Annotated in this window: 15 protein-coding genes; 13 read left to right on the top strand and 2 right to left on the bottom strand. The window is 69.4% G+C overall.

What is annotated here, in order from left to right:
- Positions 1–96 precede the first annotated feature (96 nt).
- The 9 genes from kdpC (at position 97) to A2790_RS01690 (ending at position 12,528) form a co-directional block, all read left to right on the top strand.
- Positions 97–687: a potassium-transporting ATPase subunit KdpC gene (gene kdpC / locus A2790_RS01730; protein WP_293386984.1), complete on the top strand. Its 591-nt coding sequence runs from the start codon at positions 97–99 to the stop codon at positions 685–687.
- Positions 684–3,365 carry a sensor histidine kinase KdpD gene (locus A2790_RS01725; RefSeq protein WP_293386983.1) on the top strand — a complete coding sequence of 894 codons (2,682 nt, stop codon included), beginning with the start codon at positions 684–686 and terminating at the stop codon, positions 3,363–3,365. The genes kdpC and A2790_RS01725 overlap by 4 nt, the downstream gene beginning before the upstream one ends.
- The gene (locus tag A2790_RS01720) at positions 3,362–4,066 is read left to right on the top strand and encodes a winged helix-turn-helix domain-containing protein (protein ID WP_293386982.1); all 705 of its coding nucleotides are present in this window, start codon (positions 3,362–3,364) and stop codon (positions 4,064–4,066) included. Before A2790_RS01725 ends, A2790_RS01720 begins: the two co-directional genes overlap by 4 nt.
- Before the next feature lie 112 nt (positions 4,067–4,178).
- On the top strand, positions 4,179–5,096 hold the full coding sequence (locus A2790_RS01715) for a phosphate/phosphite/phosphonate ABC transporter substrate-binding protein (RefSeq protein ID WP_293386981.1): 918 nt from the start codon (positions 4,179–4,181) through the stop codon (positions 5,094–5,096).
- A complete protein-coding gene (locus A2790_RS01710) occupies positions 5,093–5,854 on the top strand; it encodes a phosphonate ABC transporter ATP-binding protein (RefSeq protein ID WP_293386980.1) in 762 nt (253 codons plus the stop codon). Before A2790_RS01715 ends, A2790_RS01710 begins: the two co-directional genes overlap by 4 nt.
- Positions 5,851–6,867, top strand: coding sequence for a phosphonate ABC transporter, permease protein PhnE (gene phnE, locus A2790_RS01705; protein ID WP_293386979.1), 1,017 nt, complete (start codon positions 5,851–5,853; stop codon positions 6,865–6,867). The genes A2790_RS01710 and phnE overlap by 4 nt, the downstream gene beginning before the upstream one ends.
- A 130-nt stretch (positions 6,868–6,997) precedes the next feature.
- Positions 6,998–9,106: a phosphocholine-specific phospholipase C gene (locus tag A2790_RS01700; protein WP_293386978.1), complete on the top strand. Its 2,109-nt coding sequence runs from the start codon at positions 6,998–7,000 to the stop codon at positions 9,104–9,106.
- 271 nt (positions 9,107–9,377) lie between these two features.
- A complete protein-coding gene (locus tag A2790_RS01695; protein WP_293386977.1) occupies positions 9,378–11,582 on the top strand; it encodes a TonB-dependent receptor plug domain-containing protein in 2,205 nt (734 codons plus the stop codon).
- Positions 11,583–11,739: 157 nt separating this feature from the next.
- On the top strand, positions 11,740–12,528 hold the full coding sequence (locus tag A2790_RS01690) for an HAD-IA family hydrolase (RefSeq protein WP_293386976.1): 789 nt from the start codon (positions 11,740–11,742) through the stop codon (positions 12,526–12,528).
- 7 nt (positions 12,529–12,535) lie between these two features.
- Here the strand turns inward: A2790_RS01690 and A2790_RS01685 are convergent, their stop codons facing one another.
- Together A2790_RS01685 and A2790_RS01680 are read right to left on the bottom strand one after the other, a co-directional pair.
- The gene (locus tag A2790_RS01685; protein ID WP_293386975.1) at positions 12,536–13,444 is read right to left on the bottom strand and encodes a MurR/RpiR family transcriptional regulator; all 909 of its coding nucleotides are present in this window, start codon (positions 13,442–13,444) and stop codon (positions 12,536–12,538) included.
- 145 nt (positions 13,445–13,589) lie between these two features.
- Complete coding sequence (locus tag A2790_RS01680; protein WP_293386974.1) at positions 13,590–14,876, bottom strand: MFS transporter; 1,287 nt, start codon at positions 14,874–14,876, stop codon at positions 13,590–13,592.
- A gap of 193 nt (positions 14,877–15,069) precedes the next feature.
- Here A2790_RS01680 and A2790_RS01675 point away from each other — a divergent pair, with 193 nt between their 5' ends.
- The 4 genes from A2790_RS01675 to A2790_RS01660 all read left to right on the top strand — a co-directional run bounded on the left by A2790_RS01675 (position 15,070) and on the right by A2790_RS01660 (position 21,515).
- Positions 15,070–15,660, top strand: coding sequence for a sigma-70 family RNA polymerase sigma factor (locus A2790_RS01675; RefSeq protein ID WP_293386973.1), 591 nt, complete (start codon positions 15,070–15,072; stop codon positions 15,658–15,660).
- Positions 15,590–16,582: a FecR domain-containing protein gene (locus tag A2790_RS01670; RefSeq protein WP_293386972.1), complete on the top strand. Its 993-nt coding sequence runs from the start codon at positions 15,590–15,592 to the stop codon at positions 16,580–16,582. Before A2790_RS01675 ends, A2790_RS01670 begins: the two co-directional genes overlap by 71 nt.
- A gap of 83 nt (positions 16,583–16,665) precedes the next feature.
- Positions 16,666–19,449, top strand: coding sequence for a TonB-dependent receptor (locus A2790_RS01665; protein WP_293386971.1), 2,784 nt, complete (start codon positions 16,666–16,668; stop codon positions 19,447–19,449).
- The gene (locus A2790_RS01660; RefSeq protein WP_293386970.1) at positions 19,437–21,515 is read left to right on the top strand and encodes a penicillin acylase family protein; all 2,079 of its coding nucleotides are present in this window, start codon (positions 19,437–19,439) and stop codon (positions 21,513–21,515) included. The genes A2790_RS01665 and A2790_RS01660 overlap by 13 nt, the downstream gene beginning before the upstream one ends.
- Positions 21,516–21,525 lie beyond the last annotated feature (10 nt).

The following is a 21,525-nucleotide window of genomic DNA, read 5'->3' as shown; positions in this document are numbered from 1 at the left end:
CGTCGTCAGCGGCGGCCTGATCCTCCTCCTCATCCTGATCGCCGTCGCCAGTTCCGCAGCGTCGGCGGCGCCAAACTGATCCGCTAGGAGCCATCCATGTTCGCACTCGTTCGGCCGGCGCTGGCGTCCCTCGGACTGTTCACGGTCCTGTTGGGTCTCGCCTATCCGCTGGCGATCACCGGCCTGGCCCAGGGGATCTTCCCCCACCAGGCCAACGGCAGCCTCATCCGTCTCGACGGCCGGGTCGTGGGTTCCGAGCTCATCGGCCAGACCTTCGCGGGGCCGCAATACCTCCACGGACGGCCCTCGGCGGCCGGCAGCGATGGCTATGACGCCTCGGCTTCGTCGGGGTCGAACCTCGGTCCGCTCAACGAAGACCTGGCGAAGCGGATCAAGGACAGCGCGACGGCGCTGAGGACCGAGGCCGGCGCCGGCGCGATACCCGCGGACGCCGTCACGGCCTCCGCCTCCGGGCTGGACCCGCACATTTCGCCGGCCAATGCCGAGATGCAGGCCGCCCGGATTGCGGCAGCCCGCGGCGCGCCCGTAGGGCAGGTTCGGGCGCTGATCGGCCGCCACGTCGAGGCTCGCACCTTCGGGGTGCTGGGCCAGCCGCGGGTGAATGTCCTCGAGACCAACCTGGCGCTCGACGCCGCCTACCCCGCGAGGCAACCTCCGCCCCAATGAACCTGGAAGAGCCCCGCAGGCCCGATCCGGACGCCCTGCTGGCGGCCGCCCGACCCGGACAAGGCCGCCTGAAGGTCTTCCTCGGCATGTCGCCCGGGGTCGGCAAGACCTACGAGATGCTGCGCGCCGCCCGACGCCGCAAGGCGGAGGGCGGCGACGTCGTGGTCGGTGTCGTCGAAACCCACGGCCGCAAGGAGACGCAATCCCTGCTGCGGGGGCTGGACGTGCTGCCGCGCCGGCCGATCGAGTACCGCGGCCGGACGCTGATGGAGTTCGACATCGACGCGGCCCTGGCCCGCAAGCCGGAGCTGCTGCTGGTCGATGAGTACGCCCATTCGAATGCGCCCGGCTCGCGCCATCCCAAGCGTTGGCAGGACGTCGAGGAGCTGCTGGCGGCCGGGATCGACGTCTGGACGACACTGAACGTCCAGCACCTGGAAAGCCTGCTCGAGGTGGTCTGGAAGATCACCGGCGTGCGCCAGCGGGAGACGGTCCCCGACTCCGCCCTCAGCCGCGCGGACGAGATCGAGCTCATCGACATCACCCCGTCCGAGCTGCGCGAGCGCATGGCCGAGGGCAAGGTCTACATGGGTGAGACCGCGCGGGTGGCGGCCGACCGGTTCTTCAAGGTCGAGAACCTGACCGCCCTTCGGGAACTGGCCCTGCGCCGCGCCGCCCAGGCGGTGGACGACCAGCTCATCGGCGCCATGAAGCGGGCGGGCGTCGAGGGACCCTGGGCCGCGGGCGAGCGGATCCTGGTGCTCGTCGGGCCCGATGCGATGGCGGGCGCCCTGGTCCGCGCGGGCCGCCGCCTGTCGGACATGATGATGGACGCGCCGTGGACCGTGGCGCACGTGGAACGGCCCAATGCATCCCCGCCCAGCCCGGCCGCGGCCCAGCGCCTGCGCGACGCCATGAAGCTGGCGACGCAGCTCGGCGGCGCCACCGTGACGTTGACGGGCGATGACCTGGTGGCCGCCGTCCTCGAGTTCGCCGGCCGCAACAACGTGACCCAGATCGTGGTCGGACGGCGCCAGCGCCGCGGGTTCCGCCTGCGGCGCGACCTCATCGGGGCGTTGCTGGAGGAGGCGGGCGGCGCCGCCCTGCACGTGATCACCGAGTCGTCGGAAACGCCGGCGCCCGAGGCGCGGCCTCGGCCGTCGCTGCGGACGCTCGCCTGGCGCGGCCACGCCGGCGCGCTCGCCAGCGTGGCCCTGGCGGCCGCCGTCGCCTGGCTGCTGGACCGCTACGTGGAGAGCGCCAACCTCGCCATGGTCTTCATGCTGAGCGTGCTGGTCTCGGGGATCGCGTTCGGGCTGTGGCCCGCCGTCGCCGCCGCGGCCGCCTCGGCCGTCTTCTACAACTTCTTCTTCCTCGAGCCTCGGCTCACGATGCTCATCGGCAACCCGGCCGACGTGCTGACCTTCGCCGTGTTCTTTGCCGTGGCGCTCACGACCGGCTGGCTGACCGGCCGGGTCCGGGATCAGGCGCGGGCGACCTCGCGCCGGGCGTCCGCTATCGCGGCGGTTCTCGCTGCAACGCGCCGGCTCTCCGGCGCAGCCGATGCGGAGGACGCCGCCAAGGCGCTGGCTGAGCAACTGGCAGCCGCCACGGGTGTCAAGGCGGTGGTGCTCGGACCTTCGGACGGGGATATCAAGATCATGGCGTCGGAGCCTGCGCTGAGCGCTCTGCCGCCGGGCGACATGGCCGCCGCCCGCTGGTGCTGGGAGAAGGGCGAGGCGACGGGCGCCGGCACAGGAACCATGCCGATGGCGGCGTGGACCTTCCGCCCGCTGCAGGGCGTGAAGGCGCGGTCCGGCGTCGTCGGTGTCGATCCGTCGGCCATCGCCACCGAGGACGGCGAACGGTTCGTCGGCGCCTTGCTGGACCAGGGTGCGGTCGCGCTCGAGCGGGCGGAGTTCGCCGCCGTGGCTGCGGGCGCCGAGGCGCTGCGCCGCACCGATCAGCTCCGCTCGGCCCTGCTGAACTCGGTCAGCCACGACCTGCGCACGCCGCTGTCGACGGTGCTGGGCTCGGCGACGACGCTGATCGACTACGGCCCGTCGATCACGAAGGAGGTCCGCGACGATCTCCTGGTGTCGATCCGCGAGGAAGCCGAGCGGCTCAACCGCTACGTCGGCAACCTGCTGGACATGACCCGCCTGGAAGGCGGCGGCCTGAATGTCCGCAACGACTGGGTGGATGTCCGCGACGTTCTGGTGGCCGCCGCGGAACGGGTCTCGCGGCGGCTCGGGAAGCGCCGGATCGACCGCGACTTTCCATCGGAGCTGGCGCTTGTCCGGCTGGATCCCGCGCTCCTCGAGCAGGCGGTGGTCAACATCCTGGAGAACGCGATCGCCTACAGCCCCGACGGAACGGTGGTCGAACTCGCCGCCTACGAGGACCGCAACAACGTGGTGATCAGCATCGAGGACGAGGGTAAGGGCATCCCCACCGCCGAGTTGGCGCGGGTGTTCGAGACGTTCCATCGGATGCAGGAGCCCAGCGACCGGGCGGAGCGGGGCAAGGGGGTGGGCTTAGGGCTCTCCATCTCCAAGGGGTTCATCGAGGCGATGGGGGGGCGGATCGCTGCGGCCAGCCCAATTCATGGCGACCGCGGGACCCGGGTGCTTATCAGCCTGCCCAAGGCGCCTCCCGCGCCTGGAACCCCCGCATGAGCCTCTATCCCGAGATCCTGGTCATCGACGACGAGCCGCAGATCCACCGGTTCCTGAGGGCGGCCCTGCAGGCCGCGGGATTCGAGCCCCTGCGGGCCGAGACGGGCGCCGAGGGCCTGCGCGAGATCGCCCGCGCTGCGCCGGCCGCCGTGGTGCTCGACCTGGGCCTGCCGGACATGGACGGCAAGTCGGTGCTCACCCGGGCGCGCGAGTTCTACGCCGAGCCGATCATCATCCTCTCGGCGCGCGACCGTGAGACGGAGAAGATCGAGGCGCTGGACCTGGGCGCCAACGACTATGTGGAGAAGCCGTTCGGGGTGGGCGAACTCCTGGCGCGGCTGCGCGCGGCGCTTCGCCAGCGCTCGCATTCGGCCAAGCCGCCGCCACCGATCATCCGGGCATCCGGCCTGACGATCGACTTCCCCAGGCGGCTCGTCACCCGGGGCGGCGAGGCGCTACATCTCTCGCCGAAGGAGTACGACCTGCTGGCAAGGCTCGCCCAGAACGCCGGCAAGGTGATGCAGCACCGCGAGTTGCTTCTCTCTGTCTGGGGCCCCGCCCACGTGGAGGACACCCAATACCTGCGGGTGTTCATCGGCCAGCTTCGGCAGAAGATCGAACCCGATCCGTCAGCGCCCAAGCTGATCCTGACCGAGCCGGGCGTGGGGTATCGCTTCATCGCCGACGAGCCGGACGGGTAGGGCCGTCGGCGTCGAACTGAGAAATTCTCAGTCGTCGTCATTTTGCGGGTGAGACTGTCTTTGGCCTGTCATCAGGATGGGGCAATGCCTTCGGCGTACCGGAGGACCCCTCGTGCTGCGCCTGCTGATGCTCTGCCTCGCGCTCCTGATCCCGACAGCGGCCTGGAGCGCCGCGCCGCTCGGTTCGCCGCAAAATCCGCTGCGGGTGGTGCTCATTCCGGCGGACGGCGGCACCGAGGACGGCACGCGCGCCGACTTCCAGCCGGTGTTCAACGCCATCACCCGCACGTCCGGGCTGCACTTCACGCTGCGGGTGGGACAGTCCTACAACGCCGTGGTCGAGACGATGTGCAACGGCGGCGCGGATGTCGCCTTCTTCGGGCCGGTCGCCTACGTCCAGGCGCGCCGGCGGGGGTGCGCCGAGCTGCTCGCGGTCTCGGTGGAGAACGGCCGCTCGACCTACTACGCGGGCCTGTTCGCCAGGACGAAGGGCCCGGTGCGCCGGCTCTCCGACCTCAAGGGGCGGCGGGTGGCCTTTGGCGACCTCAACTCCGCCTCCTCGTTCATCGCGCCGATGGCGATGCTGCTGGACGCCCGCATCGACCCTGTCCGCGACCTTGGCGCCGTGCGCCTGACGGGCAGTCACGCCAACAGCCTGGCGGCCCTGATGCAGGGACAGGCGGACGCTGCGGCGCTGTCGTTCGACTCGTTCGAAAAGGCGGTGAACCAGGGCGTGGTGTCCGGGCGCGAGGTGAGCGTCGTGGCCCGCAGCGCGCCGATCCCCAATCCACCGCTGGGCATGAGCACCCGTCTGCCGCCCACGATGAAGGCGCGGCTGAAGCGGGCCTTCGCGACGGTCGCCAAGGCGCCTGGCGTCACCCCCGACATGATCCGCGGCTATGGCGGCAAGCGCGTCGACGGCTATGACACCGCGTTCTCGGAGCGGAACTACGCCGCCGCCGCCGCCATGCTGGCGCGCGTCGACGACCCGCTGAAGGCCGCGATCCTGAAGAAGGCGGCCGCCCGATGAGCGCCGAGCCGCACATCGCCTTCGAAGGCGTCTCCAAGCGGTTCGCCGACGGGACCCTGGCCCTGGACGAGGTCACCTTCCACATCCCGCGCGGCCAGGTCTGCGCGCTTGTGGGTCCATCGGGCAGCGGGAAGTCGACCTTGCTGCGCGCCGTGAATGGCCTGACCGAGTTGACCGGCGGGACCGTGCGTGTCGATGGAACGCCTGTGGACGCGGCCCATCTCCCGCAGATCCGCCGCAAGGTGGGCATGGTCCACCAACACTACGGCCTCGTGGACCGCGCGAGCGTCGCGGAGAACATGATCGCCGGCGCGATCGCCGAGATCGCGACCTGGCGCGCGCTGCTGGGCCTCTATCCGGCAGCCTATCGGGCCAAGGCCTGCACGCTGCTGGCGGAGGTGGGCCTTTCACCCGAACACCCGACTCGGCGGGTGTCGGAACTGTCCGGCGGGCAGCGCCAGCGGGTCGGCATCGCCCGCGCCCTGATGCTGGATCCCGAGGTCCTGCTCGCCGACGAGCCAGTCGCCAGTCTGGATCCGCGGGTGAGCGTGGAGGTGCTGGACCTGATGCGCCGCGAGGCGCAGGCGCGGGGCGCGAGCGTCCTGTGCAGCCTGCACCAGGTGGATCTCGCGAGACGTTTCGCCGACCGGATCGTGGCCCTACGCGCCGGCCGCCTGATGTTCGATGGTCCGGCCGCCGCGTTCGACGACGCTGCGGCGCTGGCGATCTATGGCTCCGCGACGGAGGCGGTGCGATGAGCCTTGCACGCGACCCCGCGGCCGCGCCGGTGTCGGCCTGGCGCTTTCCACGCGCCCTGCGTCCCCGCGTCCTCATCGGCTGGGGGCTGCTGGTCGTGGCGCTCCTGGCGTCCGCCCCAAGCGTCGAGGCGGGCCGGATGCTGCGGATGACGGGCGAGGCGATCGCCGCGTTGGCCACCGGCGGCAAGTCCCAGGTCGTGGACGGCCTCGGCGCCATCGGCCGCCAGATGATACCCCTGCAGATCTCCGAGCGCCGCGAGGTGTCGCGGATCGAGGGCTTCGACCGGGGTCGCCTGCCGCTCTTCTCTCGCATCGAGGTCGTCGATGCGCGCACCGAGCGCCTGGATCCCGAGACGTTTCAGATGCGCACGGTGGTGGAGCGCACGGAGTACCTGGTCGAGCCGGTGGGCTACCTCGTCCGGGTCGGCGTCAAGCTTTGGGAGACCCTGATGATCGCGTTCTGGGGCACGCTGCTGGCGGTCCTGATGAGCGCGCCCCTGGCCTTCCTGTCAGCCCGAAACCTGACCCCGCACGTCTGGGTCTATGGCGCGGCGCGGGCCGTTGTGAGCCTGCTTCGCGCGGTGCCCGAGCTGGTCAGCGCGCTGTTCCTGGTGGTCGCCTATGGCTTTGGTCCGGTGGCGGGCGTGCTCGCCCTGGCGCTCCACGGCGCAGGTTTCCTCGGCAAGTTCTACGCCGAGGACGTCGAGGCCGCGGACCCCAAACCGCAGGAAGCCCTAGCGGCCACGGGCGCGAACCGTTTGAAGGTGCTGCGCTTCGCGATCCTGCCGCAGGTGCTGCCGCAATACATCGGCTACACCCTGTATGTCCTAGACCGGAACTTCCGGATGGCCACGGTCGTCGGCCTCGTGGGGGCAGGGGGCATCGGCCAGGAGCTGAAGGGCCGGTTCGACATGTATAACTACCATCATGTCGGCACGATCCTGGTGGCCATGTTCGCGGCGGTCTTCCTGATCGATCAGGTCTCGGCCCGGCTGCGCAGGGCCTATTTCTAACGGTCGCGACAACCTCACCATGATGTTGCTGGTGGAATGAAGAATATTCACTAGCTCGTCACGGACGCCACACGCGGGCGTCACGCCCAGACGTCACCTTGCCCTCCAGATCAAGCGATAGGGGCCAGTGATGGGCGAGACGAACCGGCGGACATTCCTCAGGTTGGCGACGGGCGCGGCGGCAGGCGGGGCGGCGATCGCGGCCATGCCGGTGGCGATCCAGCGGGCGCTGGCCCAGCCGGCGCAGCAAGTGTCCGGCACGATCCAGGACGTGAAGCACGTGGTGATCCTGATGCAGGAGAACCGCTCCTTCGACCACTACTTCGGGACCCTGCGCGGGGTGCGCGGCTTCGGCGACCGGCATCCCATTCCGCTTCCGGGCGGGCGCGACGTCTGGCGGCAGTCCGACGGCAAGCGCGAGCTGCCGCCCTTCCACCTGGACACCAGCAAGACCGACGCCCTGCGCGTGCCGGGCACGCCCCACTCCTACGCCGACGCTCAGGCCGCCTGGGGGCAAGGCAAGATCGAGGAGTGGCCGCGGTTCAAGACGGCGTATTCCATGGGCTACTACCGCCGCGAGGACATCCCGTTCCAGTTCGCCCTGGCCGAGGCGTTCACGATCTGCGACGCCTACCACTGCTCGGTGACGGCCGGGACGGACCCCAACCGCATCGTCTTCTGGTCGGGCTCGAGTTCGGACCCGGAGCTGCGCGCCAAAGGCGTCGACTGCACCGACGACCATGCCGAGCCCGACAACTGGCGCTGCTGGGTCAAGGGCGCGCTGCCCGAACCCGGCTACACCTATGCGGGCAACAGCCTGAAGTGGGACACCATCCCGGACGTCCTGGAGAAGGCGGGTGTGTCCTGGCGCATCTACCAGGACCCCAACAACAACTGGACCGGCGCCATGCACGGCGGCCTGGCGTTCGAGAGCTTCCGAACCTGCAAGCCGGGCTCGGCCCTCTACGAGAAGGGCATGCGCCACTGGTCGCTGGAGCAACTCGCGCGCGACGTCCAGGAGGGGACGCTGCCGGCTGTGAGCTGGGTGCTTCCCTCGGCGCCCTTCTCCGAGCACCCTGGGGCCTCGACCCCGCTGCAGGGCGCGGAGTTCACCGCCCAGGTCCTGGAGGCCCTGACCGCCAATCCGGAGGTCTGGGGCAAGACCGTGTTCTTCCTCACCTTCGACGAGAACGACGGCCAGTTCGACCACCTGCCGCCGCCGGCGCCGCCGTCCTACGACGCCGAAGGGCGGCTCGCGGGCAAGTCGACCCTCGATCTGCGCGGGCACTACTTCTCGGACCCCCAGCGCAAGCACATCGACGCGCGCGACACCCAGAGCGGCCTCGTCCGGCCGTTCGGCCTCGGCCCGCGGGTGCCCATGTACGTGGTCTCGCCCTGGAGCAAGGGCGGCTGGGTCAGTTCAGAGACCTTCGACCACACGTCCGTGGGCCAGTTCCTGGAGACGCGGTTCGGGGTCACGGTGCCGGGGATCAGCCCGTGGCATCGCGCGGTCTGCGGCGATCTCACCTCGGCGTTCGACTTCGCCAGGCCGAACGATCCGGCCTTCCCGGACCTGCCGGACGTCAGCGGCGCCTCGGCGGTGGTGCTGCAACACATCCAGCGGCCGCGGATCATGCCGCCTGAGCAGCCCCAGCCGGTACATGCGGAGACCGGCGTGCGGCCATCGCGCGCCTTGCCCTACGTGCTGAACGTGAAGGCGGAGGTGGTGGCGGGCGAGGTGCGGCTCGAGTTCCGCAACGGCGGCAAGGCGGGCGCGGTGTTCCACGTCTACGACCGGCTGCACCTGGATCGCATCCCCCGGCGCTACACCGTCGAGGCCGGCAAGGCGATCTCCGACGTCTGGACGACGGCGGGCGACGGCGGGCGGTATGACTTGGCCGTCTTCAGTCACAACGGCTTCCGGCGCGACGTGCAGGGCGAGGCGGGCGGCGCGCTGGAGATCGAGGTCCGCTACCGCCCGCAGGCGCGCGAGGTGGAGCTGGAGATCCGCAACGGTTCGACCGAGGCTCAGGCGGCCGTGATCCGTCACAATGCCTATGGCGAGGCGGGCGGCGAGGTGCGAGTCCCCGCCAGAGGCCGTTCGACGCGCCGATGGTCGGTGGCCGACGCGGGCGACTGGTACGACGTCAGCGTCGCGGCGCAGGGCGTCACCCGTAGGGCGGCCGGCCGGATGGAGACCGGCGCGCACGGGATCAGCGATCCCGCCATGGGCGCCTAGGATCCCGCGCCCGGGGGCTCCGCCCCAATGAGGAACGCTCAGGCGCGGCCGTGACCGGCGGCCGCGCCTGCTGGCGCACGTCCGGAATCCCGCATCACCAGTAGTGCGCAAAGTTCATTTTGATGATCGAAAACGAATGAGAAATATTCACTACACCGTCACGAGACGCCCCTACTGATCCCAGCCCGACGGGGGGCCGAACGGGCCGCCTGCGCCGAACGCGAGCCTGGCTCGCATGACCGGGGGATGGGTTGTCATGAAGAAGAGACACATGCCGACAGCTGCGGCCTTCGCCGCTGCGCTTCTGGCCGGATGCGCGATGCCGGCGCTGGCCTGGGCCGCTGAGGCGGCTGGAGACGCCGAGGGCACGAGCGTCAGCGAACTGCTGGTGAAGGGCAAGCGCGCCGATATGGGCTCGGTGAAGGCGGTCGAGGCGGTGGAGTACGGCAACTCCGTCCAGATCGTGACCGCCGCGGACGTCGCCAAGAGCGGCGCGGTGAACTTCGCCGAACTGGCCCAGTTCCTGATCAAGGGCGTGAACGTCGGCTATTCTCCCGACGAAGGCGAATACACGATCCGCCTGGACGGCGGCGGCGACCGCGACACCCTGGTCGTCCGCGACGGGGTGCCCCTATACGACCGCGGCCCGGCGCTGGAGGACATCTGGGGCACCACCACCATCGATCCGCACATGATCGAGCGGGTGGAGGTCTTTCGCGGCGGCAACAGCCTGTTCTTCGGCAGCAACGGCGGCATCGGCGTCGTCAGCCTGGTCACCAAGAAGCCGGACGGCACGCGCAAGGGCGAGCTGGGCGTCAGCTACGGCTCGTTCGAGTCCCGCGAGCTGTGGGGCAACTATTCGTTCCCGCTCGACGACGACGGCCGTCACAGCGTCATGTTCTACGGCTCGGTTCAGGCGACCGACGGGCCGCGGATCTTCAATCCCGACGACTTCGTGGACAACATTCGCGCCGCCGGCGGCGTGCAGGAGTACCCGCTCAACCGCAACGAAGTCGGCGTGAAGTACCTCTGGAAGATCGACGACTCCGCGGAGCTGCGGCTGAACGCCGAGTACACGGAATCCCAATTCCAGGACGCCTTCCCCGACCGGGAAGTCCACTCTCCCAACACGGTCCGCTATCCGATCATCGACGGTTCGTTCCAGAAGCGCTGGTCGCCGATGCTGATGACCGAGGTGAACGGCTACTACAGCAACCCCAAGCTCTGGAACACCGAGCTCTACCCCGACATCTGCAAGGATCAGGCCGGCTGCATCAACCCGTCCACCAACGCCCGCGTCCCCTTCGGGGCCTGGTCGGGCAAGGTGTTCGCCAACGGCGCGAACCGGGGCTTCGGCTCGACCAACCAGCGCCGCGCCGGCTTCAAGGAATATGGCCTGACGGTGCGCAACACGGTCAATCTCCACGAGCTCCTGGAGTTCGTCGTCGGCGGGCAGGTGGTCCGCTACCAGGACGACTCCGCGGCTGAGTACCCTGTCGACAACGATCCGGCGACCACGACGGGCGTGTTCATCGACGCGCGGCCCAGGCTGCCCTTCAGCCCAGACACGGCGATCTCCCTTGCCGTCCGAACCGATTTCCTCCCCGGATCCGAGAAGCGGACGGTCTGGAAGTTCGGTGTGCGCCAGCCGTTGCCCTACGGCTTTTACGCGCGAGCCAACGGTGGGACCTCGTACAGCCTGCCCCGGATCACTGAGCTGCGGACCGAAACCTCGACGGTCGTCGGCAATCCGAACCTGCAGACGGAAGAGACCGAGACCTACAACGGCGCCATCGGCTACGAGCGCCGCTTCGACGGCTTCGCGGTCTCCGCGGAGGTGGGCGGGTTCAAGACCGAGATCACCAATCGCATCAGAACGACCACGGATTTCCCGGTCCCGGCTAGCGACGGCTTCCCGGCCCGCAATACCTACTACAACGACCCCGCCATCACCCGCATCGTCGGCGTCACAGCCGATATCAACTTGAACATCGGGGAAAGCTGGCGGCTGAACCTCGGCTACACCGCGCAGGATGCGGCGGCCAAGACCGGCGTGTCCAAGGGCGAGCAGATCAACGAGACGCCGGCCTGGTTCATCAGCGGCATGCTGGAGTGGACCTCACCCGACCGGCGCCTGAACGTGGCGATCATGCCCCGCCTCCAGGGCTCCGAGTTCGCCAGCGGCGGCCTCACCATCAACGGCCGTCCGCAGATCCGGAAGAACTTCGGCAAGTACACGGTCACCAACGCCACCGTGAACTACTTCCTGGGCGACGACATGCAGTACCAGCTGCAGTTCCGCGTCGTGAACGTCTTCAACGAGAAATACGCGGAACGCTACGGGTTCGGCAACCAGCTCTACGGCTCGGCCTTCAACCGGGGCGAGTACACGAACCGCGATCCCAGGTACTTCTTCGGCTACCCGTTCGAAGGCAAGCCTCGCGCCTTCTACGGCACCTTCACGGCCCGCTTCTAGGCCGGCTGTCGCCGCCGCGCGCGCCCCTCGGATCTGCGTCCCCTCCGCAGGTCCGGACCGCGTGCGGCGGTTCGTTTCAATCTCGCCGCCCACGCCGCAGCGGGCGCGCGTCGAACCCATCAGCGCCGGCAGGTCCCAGCGCGCGGAGTCCATTCTCTTGAATCGTCACGACATTCGGGCGACGCCGTGGGCGGCCGCCATCGAGGACGCCGTGGAGGCGCGCCAGGTCATCGCCGACGCCAAGGCGCTGCTCTTCGACTGGGACGGATGCGCCGCCATCGCCGACCGGCCCCAGGCGGCCGCCGTCGCGCTCATGGCGGCCCGGCCGGAGCGCTTCGCCATCGTCTCCAACAACACCAGTCACGGCCGGGGCTTCTTCTCCGACCGGCTGCGGGCCAACGGGATCCACGCCCCGCCGGAGCGCGTGATCCTCGCCGGGATCGAGACCCTTCTCCGCGCCCGCCAGCTCGCGCCGGAACGGACATTGCTGCTAGCCGCGCCGCGGATGGAGGAGGCGGCCCGCCGGATGGGCCTGGATCTCGTCACCGACGAGCCGGAGTTGGTGGTCCTGCTCCGCGACACGCGCTTCTCCTACGCCAAGCTGACCCAGGCGGTGAACGCCGTGCGGCGGGGGGCGGGCCTGCTGGTGGGCAACCCGGACCGCCGCCATCCTTCCGCGGAGGGCCGCGTGATGCCCGAGACGGGCTCGCTCCTGGCCGCCATCCTCGCGGGCGTTGGCCCCGGGGCCGAACCTTTCGAAGTCGTGGGCAAGCCTCACCCGACCCTGTTCCTGCGCGCCTGCGAGGCGCTCGGCGTCCAGCCGGAGGACGCCGTCATGATCGGCGACAATCCTGAGACCGACGTGGCGGGCGCGGCCCCGCTTGGCCTTCGCTGCATCCTGGTCGACGGGCCCGGGGGCCTGACCCTGGAAGACCTGGCCCGGTGAGGGGGCGTCAGAAGCGCTTGCTGGAGAGGGTGTCGAAGGTGCTGCGCAGGGTCTCCGTCGCCCGGTCGTGATCGGCGAGCGCCAGGGCGGCGATCAAGGCGTCCAGAACGCAGAGCTGGGCGATCCGGCTCATCATCGCTTCGGTGCGGAAGCGGGTTTCGCGAGCCATGGTGAAGAGTACGACGTCCGCGTGGGCCTGGATCGGCGAGCGCGCATAGTTGGTGATCACCACGGTCCGCGCGCCCGCGGCCTTGGCGAGCTTGGTCGACATGACCGTCTCGTGGGTGGCGCCGGAGTGCGAGATCGTCAGCACGGCCACCCCGGGATCGGTGCGCGAGGCGCTGATCGCCTGGATGTGGCTGTCGGTGACCGCCTTGGCGTCCAGCCCGATTCGCAGCATGCGGTAGTGCGCGTCGTCCGCGATCGGGGCCGAGGACCCGATGCCGTAGACCTCGATCCGGCGCGCGGTGCGCAGGGTCTCGACCGCCTTCGCGAGGGCGGTGTGGTCCAGGACCGAAAGCGTGTCCTGCAGCGCCTGGATACCGGAGTGGAAGATCTTGCGGCACACGACGGCCGCATCGTCCCCGATCTCCAGGTCCTCGTGGATGAACTGGACCGGCCGGACGATCTCCTGCGCCAGGCTGAGCTTGAGCTGCTGGAATCCCGACAGCCCGAGGCGCTGGCAGAAGTTGATCACGCTGCCTTCGGACGCCTGGGTCTCCTCCGACAGCTCGGTGACCGACATCTTGAGGACGTCGTGGGGGCGCTCGAGCACGTAGTCGGCAATGCGCCTCGCGCCGGGGGCAAGGGTTTCCAGCACGGCCCTTATGCGGGCCAGGGCGTTGTCCACCGGCGCAAGGTCGGAGGCGCGCGCCCGCACGGTCGGCTTGGTCGGGGCGGCTCGTTCCGGCATCATGTCCCTCGCTGGCTCCAACGCTTGTGATGCCATCGGCACCTGTGGGGGTCCAGGGCATGGCCGCCGTCCGCCGCGGCCGCTCGGCGCACGTCGATCCCGCCGAGAACTAGCGGCGGCATGCGACAGATTCGGAACACCGCTCCGGTCAGTCCTCGGCGATCTCGCTGGTGCGCCGGGTTTCCGGCATCCGCAGGTAGGCGAAGAGCGACAGGGCGATCATGCCGGTGACGTACCAGTAGAAGCCGCGTTCGAGCCCCACACTCTTGAACCACAGGGCGACATACTCGGCGGTGCCGCCGAAGACGGCATTGGCCAGGGCATAGGGCAGGGCGACGCCGAGGGCGCGGATGTGGGCGGGGAACAGCTCGGCCTTCACCACGGCGTTGATGGCCGTATAGCCGGTGACGATCAGCAGGGCGGCCAGCACCAGCAGGAAGGCCGTGAACGAGTTGTCGGCCTGCTCCAGCAGGCGGAAGATCGGATAGGTGCCGAGGGCGCCCAGCGTCCCGAACGCGATCAGCAGCGGCTTTCGGCCGATCCGGTCGGAGAGCCAGCCGGCCAGCGGCTGGATCAGCATGAAGACGAACAGCGCCGCGGCCGTGATCTCGGTGGCGGCCTCGCGGCTGAAGCCGGACGTATTGACCAGGAATTTCTGCATGTAGGTGGAGTAGGCGTAGAAGGCCAAGGTGCCGCCGGCGGTGAGCGCGATGACCAGGAACGCCTGCCGGGGATAATGCCGGAACAGGATCCAGCCGCTGGAGCCCAGGCTGGCGGTCGCCTTCACGTTCTGGAAGCTCTCGGTCTCCACCAGGCCCCGGCGGATGTAGAAGACGGCGATGGCCAGCGCCCCGCCGATCCCGAACGGGATCCGCCATCCCCACGCCTCCAGGTCCGCCGCGGGCAGAACGGACTGGAGGACCAGCAGGACGCACAGCGCCAGCAACTGGCCGGAGATCAGGGTCACGTACTGGAAGCTGGAGAAGAATCCGCGCCGGTCGCGGCCGGCCATCTCGGACAGGTAGGTGGCGGAGGCGCCGTACTCCCCGCCCACCGAGAGGCCCTGCAGCAGGCGGGCGAAGAGAAGGATCAGGGGCGCCGCCGCGCCCGCCTGCTCATAGGTCGGAGCGATGGCGATGGTGAGGGAGCCGAGGCACATCAGGGTGACCGACAGGGTGAGCCCGGCCTTGCGACCCTTGCGATCGGCGTAGACCCCCATGACCCAGGCGCCCAGCGGGCGAACGATGAAGCCCACCGCGAACACCGCCGCCGCGCTCAGGAGCTGGGCCGTCGGGTCGTCGGAGGGGAAGAAGGCCGGCGCGAAATAGAGGGTGAAGGCTGAGTAGACGTACCAGTCGTACCACTCCACCAGGTTGCCGGTTGAACCGCCGATGATGGACTTCAGGCGACGACCGCCTGCCAAGGATTCCGACACCGCCACCCCACTTCGACCAGATGCTCTCGACGACCTTGAACGGGCGGGCGCCTCACTTTCCGCCATTCCGGCATGCGCGGCGCCCGCGCTTTCGCCGTGCACGAGGGATACGCAAGGGAACCCTAGACGGCGCCTCGCAAGCATGCGCCGACTGTCACATCGGTGTCGTGAAGGCGCTGACGGGGGGGCGGTTATGAGCGAGCTTCTCGTTCGCCTGGAGTGGTTCAAAGCCGTGGTGCTGCCGCACGAGGCGGCGGTCCGCGCGCGCCTGAAGCGCATCTGCCCGCCGGGTTTCGATGTCGACAACCTGGTGGCCGAAAGCCTGGCCCGCGCCTACCAGGCGCCGGAGTTCGGCCGCGTCACCGCCGGGCGGGCCTATCTGTTCACCGTGGCGCGGAACCTGCTGATCGACACCCTGCGGCGCGAGACGATCGTGTCGCTGGACTTCGTCGCCGACCTGGACGTGCTGCGGTCCGACGAGGCGGCCGTGGAGCGGCAGTTGCAGGCGAGGGACGAGCTGCGCTGGCTGCAGGCAGTGGTCGAACGCCTGCCGGCCCAGGCGCGCAAGGTCTTCCTGCTCCGCAGGGTGCACGATCTTTCGCTTGCCACCATAGCGGGACAGATGAGCTTGTCCGTTTCAACGGTCGAGAAGCATCTTGCCAAGGCGCTGAAGCTGGTGGCCGAGGCGTTGGCGGAACGTGAGGATCACGAGCTTGGGCGAACAGCCCCACGAGAGCTGCGACCGGCAGGCGACAGACGATCGGGCGGCCGCCTACGTCGCTAAGCTCGCCTGTGGGGTCAGTCCCCAGGAGCGCCAGGAGATCTATGCATGGGTGGCGGCCGATCCCCGCCACGCTGTAGCCTTCGCGCGCATGGAGGCCGCGTGGGACGCCTCGGCCCGCCTGCGCGCTGCCCCTCCGGCCCTGGAGATTGCGTCTGAGGCGGCGCGTACGGCCCGCGGGCCGCACCGGCGGCGGCTGATGTTCGGTGGCCTGGCCGCGGCCGGCGCGGCGGTGGCGGCCACCGTCGGCTGGCGGCTGCTCGACAATGTGGACCTGTACCGCACGGGCGTGGGCGAGCGCCGGGTGGTGGCGCTTCGGGACGGCTCCAGCGTGACGCTGAACACGGCCTCCACGGTCGAGGTCGCATACACGGACGCGGAACGGCGTGTGCGGCTGGTGCGCGGCGAGGCGCTGTTCGATGTGGCCCGTGACGCCAGGCGGCCGTTCCTGGTCGATGCGGGCTCGGCGCAGTTTCGGGCGCTGGGCACCGCGTTCAACGTGCGTCTCCGGCCCGACGTGGTCGAGCTGACGGTCACCGAGGGCGTTGTTGGCGTGGCGGCGCGGGAAGGCGAGGTCGATGTTCCGGCGGCGGCCCGGATCGCCGCCGGCGGGGGCGCCATCGTGCGTTCGGGCGCCGTTGCGCCAACCGCGCTGGATGGCCAGCACCTGCGACAGCGCACCGCTTGGCAGGAGGGTGTGCTCGAGTTCGACGGCGAGTCCCTCGCGCAGGTCGTGGGCGAGTTCAACCGCTACCGCCGCCAGCCCATCGTCATCGGCGACGCGCGCCTGGAATCCCTGCGCATCGGCGGCCGCTTCGAGGTGGACGAGGCCGACAAGTTCCTGGCCGCCCTGACCAGCAGCTTCCCGATCGAGGTGATCGACACCGCGGACGGGGGCGTCCTGCTGGTGGAAAAGTCGAACTGACGATTTTTTCGGCCGCCTGATGGCGGTGGCGCGAACCCCGTCCGTTCGGATGGGTAGCTGGATGCATCCGGGGGGCCTCGCATATGCCGCTGAAATCCGATCTTCTTCTGTGGGCCTCGCCCGTCGCCGCCTTCGTCGCCCTGGCCGCGGCGCCGGCCGCTGCGCAGGACACGGTGGCGAACTTCGATATCGCCGCCCAGCCGATGCAGGGGGCGCTGAACGCGCTCTCGGCGCAGTCGGGGGTCCGGCTGCTGTACCCCTACGACCGGGTCTCCGGCCTGACCTCGCCGGCGGTGCGCGGGCGGATGGCGACCCGTTCGGCGCTGGGCCAGATCATCGCCGGCTCGCCGCTCCGGGTGGCCATGGCCCAAAAAGATCTGATCGCGCTTTCCGCATCGGCGCCGCCCGCCGCGCTGATCCGGACGGCCTCGGCCGGCCCCATCTACGCGGCCGCGACGGCCATGGCCGTGCAGGACGAGGGCGCAGGGGCTCCCGCCGCGCCGACGGCGCTGGACGAGCTGGTCGTGACCGGCGCCCGCGGGGCGCCGCGCACCGTGACCGACAGCCCCACGCCCATCGACGTCCTGAGCGCGGCGGATCTCGAGAAGACCGGCCGCGCCGGCGCCTTCCAGGCCCTGCAGACGCTGGTTCCGTCCTTCAACCTGCCGGCCCGCGCCGGCGGCGGCACGTCCACGGTGATCTCCACCGGCGGCCTGCGCGGCCTCAACCCCGACCAGACGCTGGTGCTGGTGAACGGCAAGCGCCGCCACAAGACCTCGCTGATCAACTCGGTCTCCTCGCTCTACAACGGCTCGGTGCCGGCGGACCTGGACCACATCCCGGTGCCCGCCATCGGCCGGATCGAGGTGCTGCGCGACGGCGCCGCGGCCCAGTACGGATCGGACGCCATCGCCGGCGTCATCAACATCATCCTGCGCGAGACCGAAGGCGGCTTCGTCAGCGGCAGCTTCGGCCAGAACTTCGACCGCAGCGACGGGGAGCTGTGGCAGTTCCAGGCCAACTACGGCTCCCGCATTGGCGAGCAGGGGTTCCTGAACCTGTCGCTGGCCAGCAAGAGCCAGGAGCTCTCGAACCGCGCCATTCCCGTGGCCTCGACCGTGCAGCTCTATCCGCGCATCAACGGCCAACCCGACCCGCGGGAGCTGACCGCCGACCGGCTGGTCACCAAGAACTCCGGCGTCCTGCCGCAGGAGAGCATCAGCTTCGGCTACAACGGCCGCTACGACCTGGAGGGCGGCGTCCAGCTCTATTCGTTCGGCACGTTCAGCCGCCGCCTGTCGGACCTGCCCTTCACCTTCCGCTCGCCGAACAACGTTAACACCCTTCCCCAGATCTACCCCGAGGGTTTCCGCCCGAACCTGGTGATCCGCGAACGCGACTTCGAAGTCGCCCTCGGCGCCCGGGGCGAGCTGAGCGGCTGGTCGTGGGATATCTCCAGCACCTACGGCTACAACCGTGCGCGCGAGAACACCTCGAACACCCTGAACGCCAGCCTGGGGCCGACGAGCCCGACGGTCTTCTACGTGGGCCAGCTCAAGTCGACCGAGTGGGTGAACTCGCTGGACGTGACCCGCCCGTTCGACCTGGAGGGCGCTGGCCAGCTGCAGGTTTCCTTCGGCGCCCAGCACCGCCGCGAGACCTATTCGGTGGGCGCGGGCGAGCCGCTGAGCTACGCGGCCGGGACCTACGTGATCCCGGCGGGCCAGCCGTTCGCGGGCCAGCGTCCGCAGACCGGCGCCCAGGCCACCCCGGGCTTCCAGCCGTCGGACGCCAGCAAGTCGCATCGCAACAACTTCGCCGGCTATGTCGAGCTGGGCTGGGAGGCGAGCGACCGCCTCTTCCTGGGCGCGGCGGCGCGCTACGAGGACTACTCCGACAGCGCCGGCGACACGCTCGTCGGCAAACTGAACGCCCGCTTCGAGCTGACCGACTGGCTGGCCGTTCGCGGGGCGGTCTCCACGGGCTTCCGCGCCCCCGGCCTGGCGCAGCAGAACTACGCCGCCAGCTCCAGCCAGTTCCGCCTGGTGAACGGCGTCCTGGACCTGCTGCAGATCAAGACCCTGCCGGTGGGTTCGCCCGAGGCGATCGCCCTGGGCGCCGAGCCGCTCAAGCCTGAGGAGTCCACCAATTACAGCGTCGGCCTGACGCTGGAGCCGATGTCGAACCTGGCGATCACCGTGGACGCCTATCGCATCGAGGTGGACAAGCGGATCGCCATCACCAGCACCCTGACCGGGGCCGCGGTCTCGAACATCCTGATCGCCAACGGCCTGCCGGGCTCGCTGAGCGCCCAGTACTACACCAACGCCATCGACACGCGGACGGATGGCATCGACGTCGTGGCCACCTACCGCGCCGATCTGGGCGAGTGGGGCAGCCTGCGGGCCACCGCCGGCTACAACTGGAACGACACGGATATCACCGGGATCATCCCGAACCCGCCGGAGCTCAGCGCGCTGGGCCCGGCGTTCGTGCTCTTCGACCGGCTGAGCCAGGGCTACCTGACCCGCGCCTTCCCGAAGGACAAGATCGCGCTGTCGGCGACCTGGACCTGGAACGACCTGACCCTCAACGGTCGCGCCACCCGCTTCGGGAAGTACTTCATCCAGCAGAACGCCGTCGCCAACGACCGGGCCTACGGCGCCGAATGGATCGTCGACCTGGAGGTCGCCTACAAGCTGCCGCATCGCGTGACCGTGGCGGTGGGCGCCAACAACCTGTTCAACAACTATCCGGACGCCAACGGCATCTTCAACGCCAACACCGGCGCAGGCCAGTATCCGGGCACCTCGCCCATCGGCTTCACCGGCGGCTCGTACTACGGTCGGATCCAATGGGAATTCTGAAGCCGTTCATCGCCGCGGCCCTGGCGGCCGGCGTCCTCGTCGCGCCGGCGGTGTCGGCCGCCGCGCCCAGGGGCGAGATCCTGTTCGATAGCTACGGGGTCCCGCACATCTACGGCAAGGACGAGGCCTCGGTCTTCTACGGCTTCGGCTACGCCACGGCGAAGAACCACGGCGACGTGGTGGTGAAGCTGTACGGCCAGGCCCGCGGCCGCGCCGCCGAATACTGGGGCCCGGCCGAGATCGAGTCCGACAGGTGGGTGATCGCCAACGGCGTCTACGAGCGCGCCAAGGCCTGGTACGCCCAGGAGCCGGCCAGCTTCCGCGCCAACCTCGACGCGTTCGCCGAGGGGATGAACGCCTACGCGAAGGCCCACCCGGACAAGCTCGATCCGTCGATGCTGCAGGTGTTTCCGATCACCGGCGTTGACGTCATGGCGCACGGCCACCGGCTGATGAACTACGTCTATGTGGCGCCCCAGGGCCGGACCATGGGCGCCAACGCCGACGCCGGCTCGAACGCCTGGGCGGTGATGCCCAAGAAGTCGGCCAGCGGGAACACCATGCTGCTGGCCAATCCACACCTGCCGTGGGCGCCGAGCCAGCTCACCTATTTCGAGGCCGACCTGAACGGACCCGGCTTCAAGATGTACGGCGCAACCCAGGTGGGCCTGCCGGTCCTGCGCTTTGCCTTCAACGACCGGATGGGCTTCACCAACACGGTCAACGGGGTCCTGGGCGCCACGAACTACGAGCTGAAGCTGGCGGACGGCGGCTATCTGTTCGACGGTAAGGTGCGGCCCTTCGAGACGCGGACCGCCAGCCTGAAAGTCCGGCAGCCGGACGGCACGCTCGCGACCCAGACCCTGGAACTGCGCTCATCCATCCACGGTCCTGTGTTCGCCCGCGCGGACGGCAAGACGGTGGCGGTGAAGGTGGCCGGCCTCGATCGCCCCGGCGGCCTTCGCCAGTACTGGGACATGGGCAAGTCCAAGAGCTTCGCCGAGTACCAGGCGATCATGAAGCGCCTGCAGGTGCCCTCCTTCAACATCGTCTACGGCGACAAGGAAGGACACGTTCAGTACCTCTACAACGGCATTCTGCCCAAGCATCCCGACGGGAACGTCGCCAAGTGGGCGGGGCTGGTTCCGGGCGACACCTCGGCGACCCTGTGGACCGAGACGCACCCGTACGAGGACCTGCCCAAGGTCATCGATCCGCCCAGCGGCTACGTCCAGAACTCCAACGACCCGCCGTGGGTGTCCACCTGGCCCCAGGCGATCCACGCCAAGGACTATCCCGCCTACATGGCCAACAACGGGCCGATGTCGCTGCGGGCGCAGCACTCGTCGCACCTGATGGCCGACCCGCCGAAGATCACCTTCGACGATTTCGTGGCGCGCAAGCTGAGCGACCACGTGCTGATGACCGACCGGGTGCTGGAAGAGCTTCTGGCCGCGGCGGCGCAGAGCAGCGACCCCGAGGTGCTGGAAGCCGCGGCGGTGCTCAAGGCCTGGGATCGCACCGTCACGGCCGAGGCCAAGGGGGCGCTGCTGTTCGAGGCCTGGGCCCGCAAGTTCGCCGGTCCCACCTACATCAGCGACGCCAACTATCGGGTCCGCTGGGATCCCGAGAAGCCCATCGACACGCCGTACGGCCTCAAGGACCCGGCCCAGGCGGTGGCGATGCTGAAGGCGGCCGCGCAGGAGGCCAAGGCCAGCTACGGCGCCATCGACCGGCCGTTCGGCGAGGTCTCCCGCTTTGCGCTGGGCAAGGTGGACCTGCCCGGCAGCGGCGGGTTCGGCAACACCGGCGTCTTCCACGTGATGACCTGGAGCCCGCTCAAGGACGGCAAGCGTACGCCGGTCCATGGCGAGACCTGGATGTCGATGGTGGAGTTCTCGACGCCCATCAAGGCCGTGGGCCTGATGAGCTATGGCAACTCGACCCAGCCCGGCTCGCCCCACCGCAGCGACCAGCTGGAACACCTGTCGAAGAAGACCTTCCGGACCCTGTGGACGACCCGGGCCGAGGTCGAGAAACACGTGGAAGAGCGGGTCGCCTTCTAGCTTCGCATCA

The organism is Phenylobacterium sp. RIFCSPHIGHO2_01_FULL_69_31, assembly GCF_001824475.1.
In the GTDB taxonomy this organism is placed as follows: domain Bacteria; phylum Pseudomonadota; class Alphaproteobacteria; order Caulobacterales; family Caulobacteraceae; genus Phenylobacterium.
The sequence above is the reverse complement of the archived record's forward strand: the minus strand, read 5'-3'. Positions and strand labels throughout refer to the sequence as shown.

Bases quoted from the DNA above. Each gene is read 5' to 3' on its own strand.
- kdpC (WP_293386984.1), top strand. From the start codon at position 97: ATGTTCGCACTCGTTCGGCCGGCGCTGGCGTCCCTCGGACTGTTCACG.
- A2790_RS01675 (WP_293386973.1), top strand. From the start codon at position 15,070: ATGAGCGAGCTTCTCGTTCGCCTGGAGTGGTTCAAAGCCGTGGTGCTG.
- A2790_RS01710 (WP_293386980.1), top strand. From the start codon at position 5,093: ATGAGCGCCGAGCCGCACATCGCCTTCGAAGGCGTCTCCAAGCGGTTC.
- phnE (WP_293386979.1), top strand. From the start codon at position 5,851: ATGAGCCTTGCACGCGACCCCGCGGCCGCGCCGGTGTCGGCCTGGCGC.
- A2790_RS01685 (WP_293386975.1), bottom strand. From the start codon at position 13,444: ATGATGCCGGAACGAGCCGCCCCGACCAAGCCGACCGTGCGGGCGCGC.
- A2790_RS01665 (WP_293386971.1), top strand. From the start codon at position 16,666: ATGCCGCTGAAATCCGATCTTCTTCTGTGGGCCTCGCCCGTCGCCGCC.
- A2790_RS01660 (WP_293386970.1), top strand. From the start codon at position 19,437: ATGGGAATTCTGAAGCCGTTCATCGCCGCGGCCCTGGCGGCCGGCGTC.
- A2790_RS01700 (WP_293386978.1), top strand. From the start codon at position 6,998: ATGGGCGAGACGAACCGGCGGACATTCCTCAGGTTGGCGACGGGCGCG.
- A2790_RS01720 (WP_293386982.1), top strand. From the start codon at position 3,362: ATGAGCCTCTATCCCGAGATCCTGGTCATCGACGACGAGCCGCAGATC.
- A2790_RS01695 (WP_293386977.1), top strand. From the start codon at position 9,378: ATGCCGACAGCTGCGGCCTTCGCCGCTGCGCTTCTGGCCGGATGCGCG.
- A2790_RS01725 (WP_293386983.1), top strand. From the start codon at position 684: ATGAACCTGGAAGAGCCCCGCAGGCCCGATCCGGACGCCCTGCTGGCG.